A 17,733-nucleotide genomic window follows, 5' to 3' on the forward strand; every position below is an offset into this window, starting at 1 on the left:
CCCAGGCCAACCTTGCTAAGTTGTGGAAGTCACTAGGGGTGCCCGGCGAATTTTCGCCTTGGGCTGAGATCACACCCTCCGAACCTGATCCGGGTAATGCCGGCGCCGGGAAGTGGATCAGGAATGTGAAGACATCTCAGGCTGCGCCCCGCCTTTTTTGTAGCCCTGTCATGCGTAGCGCCTGGATCGAGAAGCGTCGCGGCCAAGCCAATGTCTCCCAGATGCACTACGCCCGTAAGGGGGTGGTCACTGAGGAAATGGCCTTTGTGGCCAAGCTGGAAAACCTGCCCGAATCCCTGGTGATGGAGGAGGTGGCCCGGGGCCGGATGATCATCCCGGCCAACATCAACCACCCCAACCTGAAGCCGATGGCGATCGGCATTGCCAGCAGGTGCAAGGTCAACGCCAACATTGGCGCCTCGCCCAACGCTTCCGATTTGGATGAGGAGGTGGCCAAGCTGCGCCTGGCGGTGAAATACGGCGCCGACACGGTGATGGACCTCTCCACCGGCGGCGTCAACCTCGATGAGGTGCGCACGGCAATCATCAATGCCTCGCCGGTACCTATCGGCACGGTGCCCGTCTACCAGGCCCTCGAGAGCGTGCATGGCTCGATCGAGAAGCTCGATGCCGACGACTTCCTGCACATCATCGAAAAGCATTGCCAGCAGGGGGTCGACTACCAGACAATCCACGCCGGCCTGCTGATCGAGCACCTACCCCTGGTCAAGGGGCGCCTAACTGGCATCGTCAGCCGGGGCGGCGGCATCCTGGCCCAGTGGATGTTGTATCACCACAAACAAAACCCCCTGTTCACCCATTTCGATGACATCATCGAAATCTTCAAGCGCTACGACTGCAGCTTCTCCCTTGGCGATTCGCTGCGGCCCGGCTGCCAGCACGACGCCTCCGATGCCGCCCAGCTGGCTGAGCTGAAAACCCTGGGCCAGCTAACCCGCCGCGCCTGGGAGCACGACATCCAGGTGATGGTGGAGGGTCCGGGCCATGTGCCAATGGACCAAATCGAGTTCAACGTCAAGAAGCAGATGGAGGAGTGCAGCGAGGCCCCCTTCTATGTGCTCGGCCCCCTTGTCACCGACATTGCCCCCGGCTACGACCACATCACCAGCGCCATCGGCGCGGCCATGGCCGGCTGGTACGGCACGGCCATGCTTTGCTACGTGACCCCCAAGGAGCACCTGGGTCTGCCCAATGCTGAAGACGTACGGGAGGGCCTGATCGCCTACAAGATCGCCGCCCACGCCGCCGACATTGCCCGCCACCGCCCGGGTGCCCGCGACCGCGACGACGAACTGAGCCGGGCCCGCTACGCCTTCGACTGGAACAAGCAGTTTGATCTGTCGCTTGATCCCGAACGGGCTCGGGAATACCACGACGAAACCCTGCCGGCCGACATCTATAAGCAGGCCGAGTTTTGTTCGATGTGCGGCCCCAAGCACTGCCCGATGCAAACCAAGATCACCGATGAGGATCTACTCGGTTTGGAGAAGATGTTGGCGGAGCAGAAGGCCGGGGAGGCGGCGGCGGTCTGACGCTCCCCCCGCGTTCGATCGCGATCAGGGGCTGTCCGGTTGACGGACGCCCCGATCGAAGACGCGGTCCGCGGGAATCCAGCACACCGAGGCAACGGCCCTGTCGTCGAGCCCCCGCTGACGGAGCCAGTTGCGTAGCTCGTCCTTGCTCATGTGCGCGGTCCAGCCGTCAGTCGGTGTGTGGCCGCTGTAGCCGCTGACGGTGGGATAGCCGGTCCGCAGGGAGGCCCACATCGCCATCAGCTGGGAATCCAGGGCCGCGGGCAGGGTCTGCGTGCTGGCAGCCAGATAAAAGGCACGGCAGTCGCCTTTGCGGACCAGCCGGCTCACCCGCTGGCTCACAGTCTTCACCCGAGCTTCGTAAGGCCTGGAGGCGAAGCGCGGAACACCTGGGGTGATCACGTTGCCGGCCACGTACAGGGCCAGCAGCGTTGCCAGAACGGCCAACCGCCGCTGGCGATCGACTCGGCTCTGCAGCTCAGCCAGGGTCCAGGCCAGGATCGGTGCTGCCAACAGCACCAGGGGCAGGCCGATCCGACTGACCGCCCGCAGGGCTGAGAAGCCGGGAATCCATTGGTAGAGCAGGGCCCAGGCGGTGATCAGCTGGTGGCGCCCGCCGATCCCGAGGCTCACCACCAGCATCAGCAGGCAGGTCTGACCCAGCAGCATCAACGGCCACGGCCAGCCCTCTCCGTTGGCCTTCAGGCTGCGCCACCCCAGCCAGATGCCAAGGCCCAGCAATAGGGCATAGGTGTAGCCGGGAAAAAGTGAGTGTTCCCAGAATGCACCTGGGTAGCTGGTGCCATCGATCGATTGGATCGGCGCTGGCAACGACACGCTGCTCGGATTCGACAGGCTGTTGAACCCGAAGGACCACACCTTGGGAATCATGCTGGCGACTTCATCCCAGGGCCGGCGCCCCACCTGCCGAGAGAACAGGAGGTATTGGCGGTAGATGACGCCGTTCAGCCCCACCAGCACGCCCAGGCCCACCAGGCGCAGCACCAGGTTGGTGCGCTGGGCTGCCTGGGTGAGGCCGCTCCATGTGAATCGGAGTACCGTGCACCGCGTCATCCAGGGTTGGCACAGGACTGCTGCCAGCAGACAGGCGCTCGCCACGGCGAAGAACACCCCCTGGTAGAAGCCGATCGCCAGTTGCAGCAACAGCCACAACAGGGCGGTGAGAGCACCATCCGCGTGGATCAGGAGCCGCCATTGCGGTGCGCCAGTTCGGCGCGCGGCAGCGCTGGGGTTGGAGGCCGGATCCACCCTCCCTGTTGCTGCTTCACGGCTCATGGCGGCGAGGGCGGCATCGATGGCCAGGACGCCGGCAAAGGCCGGCATCAACTGAGCGTGTCCCAGACGCGCCAGCATCGTGAGACTGAAGCCGGCCAGGCAGGCGGCGAGCAGGCGATCGCCGCTCCGCGATGTGGCGTGTCGGCAGAGCCTGTAGCAGGCGGCCACATTGGCGCTGATGCACAGGGTGATCAGCAGCGCAAAAGCCTGACCTGGAGGTGCGGCCAACCGCAGCAGGCTGTAGACCGGAGTCAGGGCCAGCCAGTTGTCACTCCAGGCCAGGGTGTTGGTCTCGGGCCAGAAGGTGTTGGTGGTGAACAGAGCCGTGAGGTTCAGCCCTTGGCCCCCCTGCAATCCGTATTGCAGGTTGCGTTCCAGGATCCAATTGTTCAGTGCTGCATCACCCTGATCACCTGGAATCCAGGTAAACAGCCGACCCAGGATGCCTCTGGCCCCCAAGCCAAAGCTGAACAGGCAGCCCAGGATTCCGGCAAGCCATGCGTAAAGCTGCTTGGGGGGCAGTCTGAGCAACTGCCGCTTATCGTCAGCGTCCAAGATTGTATTTCACAATGCACCAAATAGCTCGAACACCATCTTTCCAGCCGATCTTCTTGCCTTCGTCGTAGGTGCGGCCGTAATAGGAGATGCCTACTTCATAGATGCGGCAGTGCATTTTTGCCACCTTGGCGGTGACCTCCGGTTCGAACCCGAATCTGTTCTCCCGGATTTGGATGGATTGAATGATTTCCCGTCTGAAGGCCTTGTAGCAGGTCTCCATGTCGGTGAGATTCAGATCCGTGAACATGTTGCTGAGCAGGGTCAGGAACGAATTGCCCATGCTGTGCCAGAAGTAGACCACGCGATGCGGTCGTCCACCCTGGAAGCGACTGCCGAACACCACATCGGCTTTGTTGTCGAGGATGGGACCGATCACTAGGGGAAATTCCTGGGGGTCATATTCCAGGTCGGCATCCTGCACGATGCAGATGTCGCCTGTGGCGGCTTGAAAGCCGGTGCGCAAGGCTGCGCCTTTACCCTGATTCATCGCATGAAACAGGATGCGCAAGTCGGGTTCATGGCGTTGTGACATGGCCTGCAGGATGTCCCGTGTTCCATCGGTGGAGCCATCGTCGACCACCACCAGCTCCATGTCCTGCACCGGTGCCTGGCGAACGGCCTGCAGCAGCGACGCAATGGTGTGAACCTCGTTGTAACAGGGAATGATGACGCTGAGTTTCATCAGCTCCTGAAGATCCACTGCTTCTGAATAAGGTACGACATTACGGCAAGCGGCGGCACGGCCAGCAGCGCGGCAAAATTCCGATTGAGTGCCAACTGATGGCCGCCGCTGATCAGGGCCCAGTTCAGCAGCCAGAGCAGGGCCTGGCTGAGCGCATAGCGCAGGGCTGGCTGGCTCTGGCGTAGGCCGCTGGCCTTGAACACCCATTTGCCGTACAGCACATAACCGATGCCGCCGTTCACCAGTTGGCTGGTGAGGGTGCATAGCCAGGCCGGCAGGCTGTGCTCCCAGAGCAGCAGCTGCAGCAGCAGATTCGTGACCAGCACGTTGGCCACGCCGGCGGCTCCAAACCGCCGTTTACGACCACTTCCGCTGGGGCGCCATGTGAAAAAACGGCTGCGCACCTTGCGGTGCCAGCCGTTGCTCTCCGGCGTGGGGGAAGAGATGCTGTTGGCCTCGGGGCTCAACCCAGGGCTTTCGCCTTGGCCACCACGTTTTCGACGGTGAAGCCGAACTTCTCGAGCACTAGGGGGCCTGGGGCAGAGGCACCAAAGCGATCGATCGAGACGGTGTCGCCATCGAAGCCGGTGTACTTATGCCAGCCAAAGGAGCTGGAGGCCTCCACCACCAGGCGCTTGCGGCAGGCCGCGGGCAGCACGCTTTCGCGGTAGGCGGCATCCTGCTCTTCAAACAGCTCAACGCAGGGCATCGAAACCACCCGCACGTTTTTACCTTCGGCGCGCAGTTGGGTTGCTGCCTTGGTGCAGAGCTCCAGCTCCGTGCCTGAGCCGATCAGGATCAGGTCGGGGCTGCCGTTGCTGTCTTCCAGGATGTAACCACCCTTGGCCACATGGGCTGCCTTGGAGTTGGCCTGGTTGGCCATTGCCTGGCGGCTGAGGAACATCACCGTGGGCCGCTTGCGGTTGGTGATTGCCACCTGGTAAGCGCCGCTGGTTTCGTTGCCATCACCGGGGCGGATCACCAGCATGTTGGGGATCGCCCGCAGGCTGGCCAGGGTTTCGATCGGCTGGTGGGTCGGGCCGTCCTCACCCAGGCCAATCGAGTCGTGGGTGAGCACATAGATCACACCCAGTTCGCTGAGGGCGGAAAGACGCATGGCGCCCACCATGTAGCCAGCGAACACGGCGAAGGTGCCGCCGTAGGGGATCAGGCCGCTGCCGTGATAGGCGATGCCATTCATGATCGCCGCCATGGCGTGCTCGCGCACCCCGAAGTGCAGGTAGCGATTGGCCTCGGATCCCTTCTGGAAGCCCTTCTCCCCCTTGATGTCGGTCAGGTTGGAGTGGGTGAGGTCGGCGGAACCGCCGATCAATTCCGGCAGGCCAGGACCAAAGGCGTTCAGGCAGTTGTAGGAGTGCTGGCGGGTGGCCAGTCCCTTGTCATCGGCGCCATAGCTGGGCAGGCTGGCGTCCCAGTTGGCGGGCAGTTCGCCCCGCAGCTGGCGCTCGAATTCAGCGGCTTCCGCGGAATATTGGCTGCGGTAATCAGCCAGGGTTTGGTTCCACTCGGATTCAAGGGCTGCGCCGCGGTTAATCGCCTGACGCCAGTGGTCGTAGGCCTCCTGGGGTACTTCAAAGTCGCCGTAGTTCCAGTCAAGGGCCTTACGGGTTAGGGCTGCTTCCTCAGCACCGAGGGCGGCGCCGTGGACGCCGGCGGTGTTGGCTTTGTTGGGGGAGCCGTAGCCGATCGTGGTGGTCACCTTGATCATCGAGGGCCGATCGGTGACGGCCTTGGCTTCCTCGATGGCTTTGGCAATGGCGGCCACATCGGTGTTGCCATCCTTCACGTGGATGGTGTGCCAGCCGTAGGCGTCGTAGCGCTTGAGCACATCCTCTGTGAAGGAAACGTTGGTGTTTCCGTCGATGGTGATGTGGTTGTCGTCGTAGAGGGCGATCAGCTTGCCCAGGCCCAGGTGGCCGGCCAGGGAGGCGGCCTCACTGGAAACACCCTCCTGATGACAGCCGTCACCCATGATCACGAAGGTGTGGTGATCGACGAGCTTGAGGCCAGGCTTGTTGAATTTTGCGGCCAGGTGGGCCTCCGCCAGGGCCAGGCCCACGGCGTTGGAGATGCCCTGGCCGAGGGGGCCTGTGGTTACTTCGACGCCCGCGGTTTCAAATGTTTCCGGGTGGCCTGGGGTGGCCGATCCCCACTGGCGGAACTGCTTGATGTCCTCGATCGAGACGGAGTCATAGCCGCTCAGGTGCAGCAGGGCGTAGAGCAACATGCAGCCGTGGCCGGCCGAGAGCACGAAGCGGTCGCGGTTGAACCACTTGGGGTTCTTGGGGTTGTGCTGAAGAACCTTGTCCCAGAGGGCAAATGCCATGGGTGCGCAACCCATGGGCAGCCCCGGGTGCCCCGAATTCGACTTGTTGACGGCGTCGATCGCCAGAAAGCGAATGCTGTTGACGCAGAGCGACTCAACAGAGGTGGATGGGGCAGCAACCATGGGACGACGGGGTTAGGGGGAAGGAGTGGCTTGGCTTACGCCATGCGGCGGAAGGCCAGGCAGACGTTGTGGCCACCAAAACCAAAGGAATTGGAGAGCACCACGTTTAGTTTGTGTTCCCGGGCCTGGTTGGGAACGACATCCAGATCACAGTTGGGATCGGGATTTTGGTAATTGATGGTAGGCGGCACAAGGCCGTGCTCCATCGCCAGAACGGCAGCAACCGCCTCAATGCCGCCACTGCCACCGAGAAGGTGGCCGGTCATTGACTTGGTGGAACTCACCGGGATTTGGTAAGCCCGCTCGCCCAGGGCGCTTTTGATCGCCGAGCTCTCGTTGCTGTCGTTGGCCTGGGTGCTGGTGCCATGGGCGTTGACGTAGTCGACGTCCTTGGCTTCCAAGCCAGCGTCCTGGATGGCCAGGCGCATTGCTTCAGCCCCACCCACGCCGCCGGGGGAGGGGGAGGTGATGTGGTGGGCATCGCAGGTCATGCCATAACCCACCACCTCAGCAAGCACCTGGGCGCCTCGGGCCTGGGCGTGCTCCAGACTTTCGAGCACCACAATTCCAGCGCCCTCACCGATCACAAAGCCATTGCGCTCCGCATCGAAGGGGCGGCTGGCCGTGGCGGGGTCGTCGTTGCGGAAGGAAAGGGCCTTGGCACTGGCAAACCCAGCCACGCCCAAGGGCGTGATCGCCGATTCGGCGCCCCCGCAGACCATTACATCGGCGTAACCCATCTGGATCAGCCGGAAGGCGTCGCCGATGGCGTTGGAGCCGGCGGCGCAGGCGGTGGCCACGGCGCTGCTGGGACCCTTGGCCCCCAGGGCAATGGCGGCCAGGCCCGTGGCCATGTTGGGGATCATCATCGGCACGCAGAACGGGCTGACCCGATCGGGCCCCCGTTCGCTCATCACCTGGGCCTGGGTTTCCATCATCAACAGCCCACCCACGCCCGAGCCGATGGCCGTACCTACCCGGTGCTGGTTGCTCTCATCAATGGTGAGGCCCGCGTGGGCAATGGCCTGCTTGGCCGCCACCACCCCGAACTGGCAGAAGCGATCCCAGCGCTTTGCTTCCTTGGGTTCAAGCCAACCCGAGGGATCAAAACCCTTCACTTCGGCGGCGAAGCGACAGGCGTGCCGGGAGGCGTCGAACAGGGTGATCGCTGCCACGCCATTGCGGCCCGTGCTCAACCCTTCCCAGTAGCTGGAAACGTCGTTGCCAATTGGTGTGACCGCGCCCAGGCCAGTGACGACGACGCGGTGGAGACCCTGCACCATGGAGCGGCTCAGGCCTGCTTTTCCTGGATGAACTTGACGGCGTCACCAACGGTGGTGATGCCTTCAGCAGCTTCGTCGGGGATTTCGATGTCGAAAGCCTCTTCCAGGGCCATCACCAGCTCGACGGTGTCGAGGGAGTCGGCACCCAGGTCATTCTGAAAGTTTGATTCGGGCTTCACTTCCTCAGCGTCAACGCTGAGCTGCTCGGCAACGATCGAGCGCACTTTCTCGTAGATCGCTTCCTGGGACATGGCCGCTGTGAGAGTCGATGCACTCTACGGGTCGTTCTGTCCAGTTCACCCCGGCGTATGAACAAGGGTGACGGCCTCAGCTGGGCCGCAGATAGAAGGTGGGCGCTCTCGGTAATTTGGAACCCTCGCCGTCTGTTCCCGGCAACTCCGTACCGAGGCACATGTCCCACGCCGTCAAGATCTACGACACCTGCATCGGCTGCACCCAGTGCGTTCGTGCTTGCCCCCTAGACGTGCTCGAAATGGTGCCCTGGGACGGCTGTAAGGCGGGCCAGATCGCCTCTTCGCCCCGCACCGAAGACTGTGTGGGCTGCAAGCGCTGCGAAACCGCCTGCCCCACCGACTTCCTCAGCATTCGCGTCTACCTCGGCGACGAGACCAGCCGCTCGATGGGTCTCGCCTATTAATTCGGGCCATCTGGCGAACTCAACGCCAAGCTCCCATAAGCTCAAGCCCGGCCGCAGTGCCGGGCTTTTTTGTAGATATACCCCCTATGTGCGGCATCGTTGCCCTAATTGGTTCGCGGGAGGCGGCCCCCCAGTTGTTGGAGGGCCTGCGCCAGCTGGAATATCGGGGCTACGACTCCGCGGGCATCGCCACCATTGATTTGCAAGCCGGCAGCAACGCCGGCCAGCTCCATTGCCTCAAGGCCGAAGGCAAGCTCGTAAACCTCACGGCCCGCTTCGAGGCCCATGGGGCCCCCGGCCACTGCGGCATTGGCCATACCCGCTGGGCCACCCACGGCAAACCAGAAGAGCGCAACGCCCACCCCCACCTAGATGGCAGCGGCCAGTTGGCGGTGGTGCAGAACGGAATCATCGAGAACCACCGCAGCCTCAGGGAAGAACTGCAGGCGGAGGGGGTGGTTTTCCTCTCCGAGACCGACACCGAGGTGATTCCCCATCTCCTGGCCCGCCAGCTGGCCCGGCTCCAGGGCGGCGACGGGCTGGCAGCCGGCAGGGTTGGCGGCGGCAGCCTGCTATTGCAGGCGGTGCAGGAGGTGTTGCCCCTGCTGCATGGGGCCTATGCCCTGGCGGTGGTTTGGGCTGGGGCCCCGGGGGCCCTGGTGGTGGCCCGCAGGGCGGCGCCGCTGCTGATTGGCCTTGGCGAGGGTGAATTTCTCTGCGCCAGCGACACCCCCGCCCTGGCGGGATTCACCCGCACAATCCTGCCGATGGAGGACGGCGAGGTGGCCCTGCTGACGCCCTTGGGGATTGAGCTCTACGACGCGGCAGGCGAGCGGGTGCAGCGCAGCCCCAGCCTGCTCAGCGGCACCGAGCATGTGGCCGACAAGCGCAGTTTCCGCCACTTCATGCTCAAGGAGATCCACGAGCAGCCCGAAACGGCGGCACTTTGGGTGGCCCGCCATCTGCCAGAAGACGCCCTGGTGGCCCTTCCGCTGGATGAGTCGGTTTACGAGGGGGTGGAGCGCATCCAGATCCTGGCCTGTGGCACCAGTCGCCATGCGGCCCAGGTGGGGGCCTACCTGCTGGAGCAACTGGCCGGCATCCCCACCAGCGTGTTTTACGCCAGTGAATTTCGCTATTCGCCGCCGCCGCTGGCGCCCAACACCCTCACGATCGGGGTAACCCAATCGGGAGAAACGGCCGACACCCTGGCTGCCTTGGCCATGGAGCAGGAGCGCCGCCAGCGGGCGGCAGATCCCGCCTTTGCCCCCAGGTTCCTGGGGATCACCAACCGCCCCGAGAGCTCCCTGGGCCGGCTGGTGCCCCACATCCTCGATATCGGAGCGGGCATTGAGGTGGGTGTGGCCGCCACCAAAACCTTCCTGGGCCAACTGTTGGCCTTCTACGCCCTGGCCCTGGCTTTTGCCGAGCGGCGCCAAGGGCAAGACCCAGCCAGGCTTGGGCAACTCCATTCCCTGGTGGCCCAGCTACGCCTGATCCCCCAACAGCTCGAGCAACTGGTGCAGGATTGCGATCGCCGCTGCGCCCAGCTGGCCCACCAATTTGAGGGCACCCAGGATGTGATCTTCCTGGGGCGGGGCATCAACTTCCCGATTGCCCTGGAAGGGGCCCTAAAGCTCAAGGAAATCAGCTACATCCACGCCGAGGGCTATCCCGCCGGTGAGATGAAGCATGGTCCGATCGCCCTGCTCGATGCCAAAGTGCCGGTGGTGTCGATTGCGGTGCCAGGCACTGTCTTCGACAAGGTGCTCAGCAACGCCCAGGAGGCCAAGGCCCGTGATGCCCGTTTGATTGGTGTGGCTCCCGTTGGCCCAGACACCGATTTGTTTGATGAGCTGCTGCCGGTGCCGGTGGTGGATGAGCTCTTGAGCCCCCTGCTGACGGTGATTCCAATGCAGCTGCTGAGTTATCACATCGCTGCCCATCGGGGCCTGGATGTGGATCAACCCCGCAACCTGGCCAAGAGCGTCACCGTGGAGTAGGCACTGGGTCGGTGCGGCCGTAGCGATCCTCAAAGCGCACGATGTCGTCTTCGCCCAGGTAGGGGCCGCTCTGCACCTCGATCAGCTGCACGGGGATTTGGCCGGGGTTTGAAAGCCGGTGCTTGCAGCCCAGGGGGATGTAGGTGCTCTGGTTTTCACCCACCAGCTCCTGGGAGCCATCTTTTTCCACCACCGCCGTGCCCTTGACCACGATCCAGTGCTCCGCCCGGTGGTGGTGCATCTGTAGCGACAGGCTGGCACCCGGCTTTACCTCGATTTTTTTCACCTGCCAGCGCTCCCCTTCGGTGACGCCGTCGTAGTGGCCCCAGGGCCGGTAGATGCGGCGATGGGCCTTGCTTTCCGGTGCCCCGCTGCGCTCCAGCTGCCCGACGATCCCCTTGATCTCCTGGGCCCGATCGCGGTGGGCGACCAGCACCACGTCGTCGGTTTCGACCACCACCAGATCCTCCACGCCCAGGCCTACTACCAGCCGGTGTTCGCTGCGCAGGTAGCAGTTGCGGCTGCCTTCGCTGATTACCCGGCCCCGCAGCACGTTGCCCTCGCCGTCCTGGTCGGCGGTTTCCCAGAGGGCACTCCAGCTGCCCACATCACTCCAGCCGGCGGCCAGGGGCAGCACGGCACCGAGTTGGGTCTGCTCCATCACGGCCACGTCGATGGCGATGTTGGGGCAGTTGGCGAAGGCTTCCCGCTCCAGCCTTAAAAATTCCAGGTCCGCCGAATCGTTGGCGATGGCGGCCCGACAGGCGCCCACCACCTCGGGTACCAGGCGTTCCAGCTCCGCCAGGATGGTGCTGGCCTTAAACAGGAACATGCCGCTGTTCCAGGTGAAGCGACCGCTGGCCAAAAACTGCTCGGCCGTGGCGCGGTCGGGTTTTTCCACGAACCGGGCAATCGGTATGGGGGCCTGGTCGCCTGAGCCGGTCGGGAGGGGTTCGGTCGCCTCGATGTAGCCATAGCCCGTTTCCGGGGCAGTCGGCACGATGCCAAAGGTCACCAGTTGGCCGTTTTCTGCGGCAGCCATGCCGGCGGCCACGGTGCGGCGGAATTGGGCGGCATCGCGGATCACGTGGTCTGCGGCCAGGATCAAAAGCAGTGGGTCCTCGCCCCAGGCCGTGGCCTGCAGTGCTGCCACCGCCACGGCCGGTGCGGTGTTACGACCAATCGGTTCGAGCAGGATCGCCGCCGGTTCCACGTCGATCTGGCGCATTTGCTCGGCCACGATGAAGCGGTGGTCTTCGTTGCAGATCAGCAGCGGCGGCGCCAGGCCCGCGAGGCCCTTAAGCCGCAGCTGGGTTTGCTGGAGCAGGGTTTCATCCCCGGCGCCAGCGAGGGGCCAATACTGCTTGGGATAGCTGGCCCTAGACAGGGGCCACAGCCGGGTGCCGGTGCCACCGCAGAGGATTACGGGTACCAGGGTGCTCACGGCGGCCGGTTGCTGGAGGCAGCACCATTCAAACGGTTCTTGGGCCTAGAGCTCCAGCAAGCCAGGCGGTGGAGTGATTGCCACCCAGCCGGCCTTGATCTCCACCTGGGGCACGATCGCCTCCACAAAGGGCACCAGGATCTTGCGCACGCCCAGGTCGATTTCCAGCAGATCGTTGCCGGCGTGGATCAGGTCGCTGATGGTGCCAATCTTTTCGCCCTCGAGCCGCACCTCAAGCCCCACCAGATCGAGCAGGTGAAATTCCCCCTCGGCCAGCTGGGGGCGATCGTTGGCGGGCACCAGGAGCTGCTCCCCCACCAGGGCTTCAGCGGCTTCTCGGCTCTCCACCCCGGCCAATCGCACCACAAAAAGCTCCTTGCCCGGCAGCTGTCTGCCGCTGATTAGCTCGATGCTGCGCGGGGGATCCTGGCGGCGTTGCAACCAGCGTTGACCCGCCTCGGTGAAGCGCTGGGAAAAATCGCTCAGGGGCAAAATGCGCAGCTCACCCTTGAGCCCTTGGGCCGCCACCAGCTTGCCCACCACCATCAACTCTTCGTTCAAGTCGGCACTTTGACCGTTTTCCATCGCCAGCCGGCCTTGGTTAAGTCGATAATGGCAACACGTCCCCTTGGCTTCCATGGCCGCTCTGCCGATCCTTCCCGGTTCCACGGTGGTGGTGCGCGATGGCCGCTCGATTTACAACGGCTACAAGGGCTTTGTGCAGCGGATCAGCGGCAGCCGGGCCGCGGTGCTGTTTGAGGGTGGCAACTGGGACAAGCTGGTGACCCTGCCGCTCAAGACCCTCGAGCAGGCCTGAGCCCAGGGCCGCCTTTGCGGATCGATGCGATGGCCACCCGGGCCGCGTCCTGTTCGGCGGCGCGCCTAGAGGGCCCGGATCCCTCGCCCCTTTGCTCGCCATTGATCGCCACCGTGCAGCGAAACCGTTTTGGATCGGCATGCACCTGGCTTTGTTCGCTGCAGCTGTAGCTGGGCAAACCTGCGGCCTGGGCCTGGCTCCATTCCTGTAGGGCCGATTTCCAGTTGTGTAGGTCGGGATCGGCCAGGAGCTCCCGGCTTGCTGCCTGCCAGTGGGGCGTGAGCCATTGGTGCACGGGTTGTAGCCCGCCACCGTCTCTGCCGCCCCAGGCCTCATAGAGGGCACCGATCAGGGCTTCTGCACACTCGGCCCGCACGGTGGCTTTACCCGCCAGGTCGCCGCTGGCCATCGGCCCCAGCTGCAGCACCGCATCAATGCCGCAGCGCTCCCCCAGCTCGGCCAGCCAGCGGTCACTGACCAGTTGGGCCCGTAGGGCTGAGCAGCGCCCCACGCTCAGCTCGCCATGCTGCTGCTGCAGAAAATCCGAGGCCGCCAGCCGCAGCACCGCATCGCCTAAAAATTCCAACCGCTCGTGGTTTTGGACCCTGCCGGTGGAGCTGTGGGTCAGGGCCTCCTCCACCGGCGCCAGGGCCTGATCCGCAGCGCCGGGCCCGCCAGGGGCGAGGGGATCGACCCCAAGCGTCTGCAGAAAGGCAACCAGTTGCTGGCGGCGATCTGGGTTCATTTAATGGGGTGAAAGCAGGACATAAGCCGGGTTCTGTTCACCTTGGTCCGTGGCAAAAGCCTTGCACCTTGGGGGTGATCATCTGTCTAGGACCACCGTTGCCGGTGGCCTCAAGCGGCGCACTTTTGTCGGGACTGGTTCCATGGCCAACCGTTGTCCCTGGGCCTTGCTCCTAGCCGGGGTTTACCTAGCCAGCACCTCTCGATGCTGCTGGTGCGCTCTTACCGCACCCTTGCACCCTTACCTGTGCCACGGGTAAACCCGGGCCATCGGCGGTGTGTTTCTGTGGCACTCTCCTCACGGTCACCCGCACTGGGCGTTACCCAGCAAGCCTGGCCATTGGGGAGCCCGGACTTTCCTCAATCAAGTGTGGCTGGGCCCAAGGGCCTGCCCACCTTGATCGCGACCACCTCGCCTGCTTTCACATCCCATAATGCCCCTGCGGGTTTTCCGCGGGGGGCTGTAGCTCAGCCGGATAGAGCGACGGTTTCCTAAACCGTAGGTCGTGGGTTCGAGTCCCGCCAGCCCCGTAATCAGCTTGCTAGCAACTCGGTAGCCACCGCTACCGGTGGTGGCTTGGCCATTTCGGTCACCGCCGCTAGCGTAAGGAGAATCGTTTCACTGCGATGACCCAGCTCCACGATCTGCGCCTGCGTTTGCTGGTGCAACAGGAAAGTGAGCGGATTGCCGATAGCCAGCCCGATGAGCTCGATCTCTCGGTGGTGCAGGCCCGTTGCCTCTGTTGGTTGGCGTTGCTGGCTGAGGCCCACGAAGAACAGGCCACCGATGCTGAAAAGCGCGGGGATGTGGAGCAGGCCATGGGTTGGTTTGCCGATTCGATGCGGTTGCGCGACGTGATCAACGTGGTCACCACTATCGAGATTCCGCTGCCCGCAGCCAGTGACTTGACCGATGACCTAGGCGATGCCTACGGCGATAACTTCCTTGATGACGGACCCCTGGCCGCCTGAATGCCATGATGGTCCTTCAAAGGTCTAGGGACTGCGGTGCCAGAAGAGCCCTGCCAATGCCCTGATTGCCAACGGTTTTATCGGGAACACGACCGATTGATCCGTGAAAATCCCACCCTGCGCCAGCAGCAGGAGCTCAATTGGGCTGCCTTGCAATCTTTTCGCACCCTGGCGGGCCGGGTGATGGAAGAACTCCAGAAACGCGAAGAGCTCCAAAAGCAAGACGAGAAGCAGGAAGAGCTAAATAAAGATCAGGAGGGTGCGGCCAACCTGGCCCCGGCCCCGAGGGCGATCGCTGCAGAGAGCCATCAAGCCAGCTCTGAATCGGCTGAAGATGGGCCCGACCAGCTCCAGCAGGCCATGGCTGACCTGGAAAACATCAATGCCCACCTCTTTTCGATCGAGGCCCTGATGGAGCGCATCTTTGATGTGCGGGTGCCCGAGGAAGTGGAGCAGGCCTTCCGGGAGTTGGCCGGCGAACTGGCCCCCGATCCACTCAATGCGGACCGGCTGCGCTTGAACCGCCTGCTGCACCAAACCCCGGACCTGCCGAACTAGTCGAGTTCGGAGGTGATCGTGACCGGGTAGCTCTCGGCCTTCCAAATCCGCTTGGCGTAATCCTTGATCGAGCGATCGGAGGAGAAAAAGCCAGTGCGGGCGGTGTTCAACAGCGACATCCGGTTCCAGTGGGGCCGGTTGAGCCAGGCCTGGTCCACTTCCCCCTGGGCACGCAGGTAGTCGTTGAAATCGGTCAGCACAAAGAAGGGATCGCTGCCGGTGAGGTTTTGCAGCAGCTGCCGGAATAGGTCGCTGTCGCCATGGCTGAAGTGGCCCTGCTCGATCAACCGCAGGATCTCGGTCAGCTCGGGCATGCTGCCAATCAGCTCCCAGGGGCGGTAGCCGGCACTGCCCAGGGCGGCAATTTCCTCTGCGGTTTTGCCAAACAGGAAGAAGTTTTCAGCTCCCACCTGCTCACGAATTTCCACGTTGGCGCCATCGAGGGTGCCGATGGTGAGCGCCCCATTCATGGCAAATTTCATGTTGCCGGTGCCGGAGGCCTCCTTGCCGGCGGTGGAGATCTGCTCCGAAAGATCGGAGGCGGGATAGACCCTTTCCCCCAGCTTGACGTTGTAATCCGCCAGGAAGATCACCTTCAGCCGACCCTCCATCTCGGGGTCGGCATTGATCGTTTCGGCGATGCCGTTGATCAGGCGAATAATCAGCTTGGCCATGGCGTAACCCGGGGCGGCCTTGCCGCCAAAGATCACGGTGCGGGGGGCGGCATCTCCGGCGGTGCCGTTCTTGATGCGCAGGTAGTGGGCAATCACCTGCAGGGCATTGAGGTGCTGGCGCTTGTATTCGTGGATCCGCTTTACCTGCACGTCGAAGAGCGAGGCCGGATCCACCAAAACTCCGTTGTGGCGATGGATGTAGTTGCTGAGATGGGTCTTCACCGCCAGCTTGGTGGCGCCCCAACGCTCCAGGAAGGCACTGTCTTCGCTGAAGCGCTCCAGGCCCTTGAGCTGGTCGAGGTCGTTGACCCAGCCATCGCCGATGGCCTCATTGAGCAGAGCTGAGAGCTGGGGGTTGGCCAGGGCGATCCAGCGCCTGGGGGTGACCCCATTGGTCACATTGGTGAATTTCTCCGGCCAGAGGGCCGCAAATTCGGGGAACAGCTCACTTTTGACCAGGTCGCTGTGCAGGGCGGCCACGCCGTTGACGTGGTGCGAGGCCACCGTGGCCAGATGGGCCATGCGCACGGCCTTGGTGCCGTCCTCATCAATGATCGAAACCTTGCGCAGGATCGCCTCATTGGCGGGGTACTTGAGCCGAACCTGTTGGAGGAAGCGGTTGTTGATCTCATAGATCAGCTCCAGGTGCCTCGGCAGCAGGGAGCCAAACAGGGGCAGGCCCCACTTCTCCAGGGCTTCCGGCAGCAGGGTGTGGTTGGTGTAAGCCAGGGAGCGGCTGGTGATGTCCCAGGCCGCATCCCACTCGAGGTGCTTGTCGTCGATCAGTAGCCGCATCAGCTCGGCCACCGCAATCGAGGGGTGGGTGTCGTTCAGCTGGACCGCCCAGTGGTCGGGGAAGTCGGTGATTGGGATGCCCCGGGCATCGAGGTTGCGGATCATGTCCTGCAGGGAGCAGGAAACGAAGAAGTGCTGCTGCTTGAGGCGCAGGCGCCGGCCCTCATCGGTGCCATCGTTGGGATACAGCACCTTCGAGAGGGTTTCCGAACCCACCTTCTCTTCGACGGCGCCGTAGTAGTCGCCGCTGTTGAAGGCGTAAAAGTCAAACGATTCGGTGGCATCGGCCCGCCACAGCCGCAGCCGGTCGCAGGTGTTGACCCGATAACCCAGGACGGGCACATCGTGGGGGATGCCAATCGCATGTTCTTCAGGGATCCAGCGCACCCGGTAGGCGCCCTGCTCGTCTTTGTAGCTTTCGGAACGGCCGCCAAAGCCCACAAAGCAGGCCTGGTCTGGGTGGGGGATTTCCCAGGGCCATCCACCCTTGAGCCATTTGTCGGTGATTTCAACCTGCCAGCCGTCACGAATTAGCTGGTCGAAGATGCCGAATTCGTAGCGAATTCCGTAGCCGGTGGCAGGGATTTCCAGGGATGCCAGGGATTCGAGGAAGCAGGCCGCCAGCCGCCCGAGGCCCCCATTGCCCAGGCCCGGCTCCTCTTCTACGTCGAGGATGTCGTTGATGTCGTCGATGCCAAAACGGCGCAGGGCCTCTGCCGCCTCCTCTTGGATGCCCAGCATCAGCAGGTTGTTGCCCAGCTGGGGACCGATCAGGAATTCGGCCGATAGGTAGGCCACCACGCGGGTGGGAGTGGCGCTGAGCGCTTCGATACCCGCCAGGTAGCGGGTCATCAGCCGGTCGCGCACCGCGAAGCTGAGGGCCATGTAGAGGTCATGGCGGCTGGCGGTGGTTGCCAGTTTCCCGAGGGTGAAAAAAAGGTGTTCGGTCATGCCGTCGAACACGTCTTCCGCAGCGAGGCCGCTGCGGTCAGGGTCGGCGAAGCAGCCCGGGGTGGGCAGGCGCAGGTTGCGTGGTGTGGTCATCAGGCTGCAAGCTCCCAGCGCCAGCGGTCGATTTGATTGTTCATCGCCGGCTCAGCTGGGAAGACATGGGTCAGGCGATGAATGTGCCACGGGTGGCCATGGAAATTGCGGATCAAAGGCCCTTTGGTGGTGAACAGCACATCAAAATTGCCTGGGGGCGATCCTGCTCAGACTGCTGCTTT

Annotated in this window: 17 protein-coding genes, 1 tRNA gene, 1 other RNA gene and 1 riboswitch; of the genes, 7 read left to right on the forward strand and 12 right to left on the reverse strand. The window is 63.3% G+C overall.

Going from position 1 to position 17,733, the window contains the following annotated elements:
- The first annotated feature begins 24 nt into the window (after window positions 1–24).
- Window positions 25–128: riboswitch (TPP riboswitch) on the forward strand.
- A 42-nt stretch (window positions 129–170) separates the two neighbouring features.
- Window positions 171–1,553 carry a phosphomethylpyrimidine synthase ThiC gene (gene thiC, locus KBY49_RS09125; RefSeq protein WP_254934470.1) on the forward strand — a complete coding sequence of 461 codons (1,383 nt, stop codon included), beginning with the start codon at window positions 171–173 and terminating at the stop codon, window positions 1,551–1,553.
- Between the two features lie 24 nt (window positions 1,554–1,577).
- On the opposite strand, the gene KBY49_RS09130 is transcribed toward thiC, so the two are convergent.
- Genes KBY49_RS09130 through acpP form a run of 6 tightly spaced genes read right to left on the reverse strand, consistent with a single transcriptional unit; the run spans window position 1,578 to window position 8,093 of the window.
- Window positions 1,578–3,404, reverse strand: a complete 1,827-nt coding sequence (locus tag KBY49_RS09130; protein ID WP_254934471.1) for a hypothetical protein — start codon at window positions 3,402–3,404, stop codon at window positions 1,578–1,580.
- Window positions 3,394–4,089, reverse strand: coding sequence for a glycosyltransferase family 2 protein (locus KBY49_RS09135; protein WP_254934472.1), 696 nt, complete (start codon window positions 4,087–4,089; stop codon window positions 3,394–3,396). Before KBY49_RS09135 ends, KBY49_RS09130 begins: the two co-directional genes overlap by 11 nt.
- Window positions 4,089–4,556 (reverse strand): GtrA family protein, encoded by a 468-nt coding sequence (locus tag KBY49_RS09140; RefSeq protein WP_254934473.1) that lies wholly within the window; start codon window positions 4,554–4,556, stop codon window positions 4,089–4,091. Before KBY49_RS09140 ends, KBY49_RS09135 begins: the two co-directional genes overlap by 1 nt.
- Window positions 4,553–6,559 (reverse strand): transketolase, encoded by a 2,007-nt coding sequence (gene tkt / locus KBY49_RS09145; protein WP_254934474.1) that lies wholly within the window; start codon window positions 6,557–6,559, stop codon window positions 4,553–4,555. The genes KBY49_RS09140 and tkt overlap by 4 nt, the downstream gene beginning before the upstream one ends.
- Before the next feature lie 35 nt (window positions 6,560–6,594).
- Window positions 6,595–7,842, reverse strand: a complete 1,248-nt coding sequence (gene fabF, locus KBY49_RS09150) for a beta-ketoacyl-ACP synthase II (protein WP_254934475.1) — start codon at window positions 7,840–7,842, stop codon at window positions 6,595–6,597.
- Between the two features lie 8 nt (window positions 7,843–7,850).
- Window positions 7,851–8,093, reverse strand: a complete 243-nt coding sequence (gene acpP, locus KBY49_RS09155) for an acyl carrier protein (RefSeq protein ID WP_254934476.1) — start codon at window positions 8,091–8,093, stop codon at window positions 7,851–7,853.
- 161 nt (window positions 8,094–8,254) lie between these two features.
- On the opposite strand from acpP, the gene psaC reads away from it, so the two are divergent.
- Entirely contained in the window at window positions 8,255–8,500 is a 246-nt protein-coding gene (psaC, locus tag KBY49_RS09160; RefSeq protein WP_007099573.1) for a photosystem I iron-sulfur center protein PsaC, read from the forward strand.
- Between the two features lie 86 nt (window positions 8,501–8,586).
- Window positions 8,587–10,503 (forward strand): glutamine--fructose-6-phosphate transaminase (isomerizing), encoded by a 1,917-nt coding sequence (glmS, locus tag KBY49_RS09165; RefSeq protein WP_254934650.1) that lies wholly within the window; start codon window positions 8,587–8,589, stop codon window positions 10,501–10,503.
- Here the strand turns inward: glmS and KBY49_RS09170 are convergent.
- Both KBY49_RS09170 and rimM read right to left on the reverse strand, forming a co-directional pair.
- The gene (locus KBY49_RS09170; RefSeq protein ID WP_254934477.1) at window positions 10,490–11,947 is read right to left on the reverse strand and encodes a mannose-1-phosphate guanylyltransferase/mannose-6-phosphate isomerase; all 1,458 of its coding nucleotides are present in this window, start codon (window positions 11,945–11,947) and stop codon (window positions 10,490–10,492) included. The two genes, glmS and KBY49_RS09170, sit on opposite strands and share 14 nt — an antisense overlap.
- A gap of 45 nt (window positions 11,948–11,992) precedes the next feature.
- Window positions 11,993–12,532, reverse strand: a complete 540-nt coding sequence (gene rimM / locus KBY49_RS09175) for a ribosome maturation factor RimM (RefSeq protein WP_254934478.1) — start codon at window positions 12,530–12,532, stop codon at window positions 11,993–11,995.
- 52 nt (window positions 12,533–12,584) lie between these two features.
- On the opposite strand from rimM, the gene KBY49_RS09180 reads away from it, so the two are divergent.
- Complete coding sequence (locus tag KBY49_RS09180) at window positions 12,585–12,764, forward strand: NAD(P)H dehydrogenase subunit NdhS (RefSeq protein WP_254934479.1); 180 nt, start codon at window positions 12,585–12,587, stop codon at window positions 12,762–12,764.
- Here the strand turns inward: KBY49_RS09180 and rnc are convergent.
- Together rnc and rnpB are read right to left on the reverse strand one after the other, a co-directional pair.
- A complete protein-coding gene (gene rnc / locus KBY49_RS09185; protein ID WP_254934480.1) occupies window positions 12,742–13,509 on the reverse strand; it encodes a ribonuclease III in 768 nt (255 codons plus the stop codon). The two genes, KBY49_RS09180 and rnc, sit on opposite strands and share 23 nt — an antisense overlap.
- A 6-nt stretch (window positions 13,510–13,515) precedes the next feature.
- An RNA gene (gene rnpB, locus KBY49_RS09190) (RNase P RNA component class A) lies at window positions 13,516–13,932 on the reverse strand.
- A gap of 33 nt (window positions 13,933–13,965) precedes the next feature.
- Here rnpB and KBY49_RS09195 point away from each other — a divergent pair.
- The 3 genes from KBY49_RS09195 (at window position 13,966) to KBY49_RS09205 (ending at window position 15,038) form a co-directional block, all read left to right on the forward strand.
- A tRNA-Arg gene (locus KBY49_RS09195) sits at window positions 13,966–14,039 on the forward strand.
- Window positions 14,040–14,135: 96 nt separating this feature from the next.
- Entirely contained in the window at window positions 14,136–14,480 is a 345-nt protein-coding gene (locus KBY49_RS09200; RefSeq protein ID WP_254934481.1) for a hypothetical protein, read from the forward strand.
- Between the two features lie 36 nt (window positions 14,481–14,516).
- Complete coding sequence (locus tag KBY49_RS09205; RefSeq protein WP_254934482.1) at window positions 14,517–15,038, forward strand: hypothetical protein; 522 nt, start codon at window positions 14,517–14,519, stop codon at window positions 15,036–15,038.
- Here KBY49_RS09205 and KBY49_RS09210 read toward each other — a convergent pair.
- A complete protein-coding gene (locus KBY49_RS09210) occupies window positions 15,035–17,551 on the reverse strand; it encodes a glycogen/starch/alpha-glucan phosphorylase (protein WP_254934483.1) in 2,517 nt (838 codons plus the stop codon). The two genes, KBY49_RS09205 and KBY49_RS09210, sit on opposite strands and share 4 nt — an antisense overlap.
- Window positions 17,551–17,691 carry a hypothetical protein gene (locus KBY49_RS09215; protein WP_254934484.1) on the reverse strand — a complete coding sequence of 47 codons (141 nt, stop codon included), beginning with the start codon at window positions 17,689–17,691 and terminating at the stop codon, window positions 17,551–17,553. Before KBY49_RS09215 ends, KBY49_RS09210 begins: the two co-directional genes overlap by 1 nt.
- Window positions 17,692–17,733 lie beyond the last annotated feature (42 nt).

The sequence above is a fragment of the Cyanobium sp. WAJ14-Wanaka genome (genome assembly GCF_024345375.1).
Taxonomy (GTDB): Bacteria; Cyanobacteriota; Cyanobacteriia; order PCC-6307; family Cyanobiaceae; genus Cyanobium_A.

What these genes read in the sequence shown, in the direction of transcription:
- rimM (WP_254934478.1), bottom strand. Translation starts at nt 12,532, where the DNA reads ATGGAAAACGGTCAAAGTGCCGACTTGAACGAAGAGTTGATGGTGGTG.
- glmS (WP_254934650.1), top strand. Translation starts at nt 8,587, where the DNA reads ATGTGCGGCATCGTTGCCCTAATTGGTTCGCGGGAGGCGGCCCCCCAG.
- psaC (WP_007099573.1), top strand. Translation starts at nt 8,255, where the DNA reads ATGTCCCACGCCGTCAAGATCTACGACACCTGCATCGGCTGCACCCAG.
- thiC (WP_254934470.1), top strand. Translation starts at nt 171, where the DNA reads ATGCGTAGCGCCTGGATCGAGAAGCGTCGCGGCCAAGCCAATGTCTCC.
- acpP (WP_254934476.1), bottom strand. Translation starts at nt 8,093, where the DNA reads ATGTCCCAGGAAGCGATCTACGAGAAAGTGCGCTCGATCGTTGCCGAG.
- tkt (WP_254934474.1), bottom strand. Translation starts at nt 6,559, where the DNA reads ATGGTTGCTGCCCCATCCACCTCTGTTGAGTCGCTCTGCGTCAACAGC.
- rnc (WP_254934480.1), bottom strand. Translation starts at nt 13,509, where the DNA reads ATGAACCCAGATCGCCGCCAGCAACTGGTTGCCTTTCTGCAGACGCTT.
- KBY49_RS09135 (WP_254934472.1), bottom strand. Translation starts at nt 4,089, where the DNA reads ATGAAACTCAGCGTCATCATTCCCTGTTACAACGAGGTTCACACCATT.
- KBY49_RS09210 (WP_254934483.1), bottom strand. Translation starts at nt 17,551, where the DNA reads ATGACCACACCACGCAACCTGCGCCTGCCCACCCCGGGCTGCTTCGCC.
- fabF (WP_254934475.1), bottom strand. Translation starts at nt 7,842, where the DNA reads ATGGTGCAGGGTCTCCACCGCGTCGTCGTCACTGGCCTGGGCGCGGTC.
- KBY49_RS09180 (WP_254934479.1), top strand. Translation starts at nt 12,585, where the DNA reads ATGGCCGCTCTGCCGATCCTTCCCGGTTCCACGGTGGTGGTGCGCGAT.
- KBY49_RS09200 (WP_254934481.1), top strand. Translation starts at nt 14,136, where the DNA reads ATGACCCAGCTCCACGATCTGCGCCTGCGTTTGCTGGTGCAACAGGAA.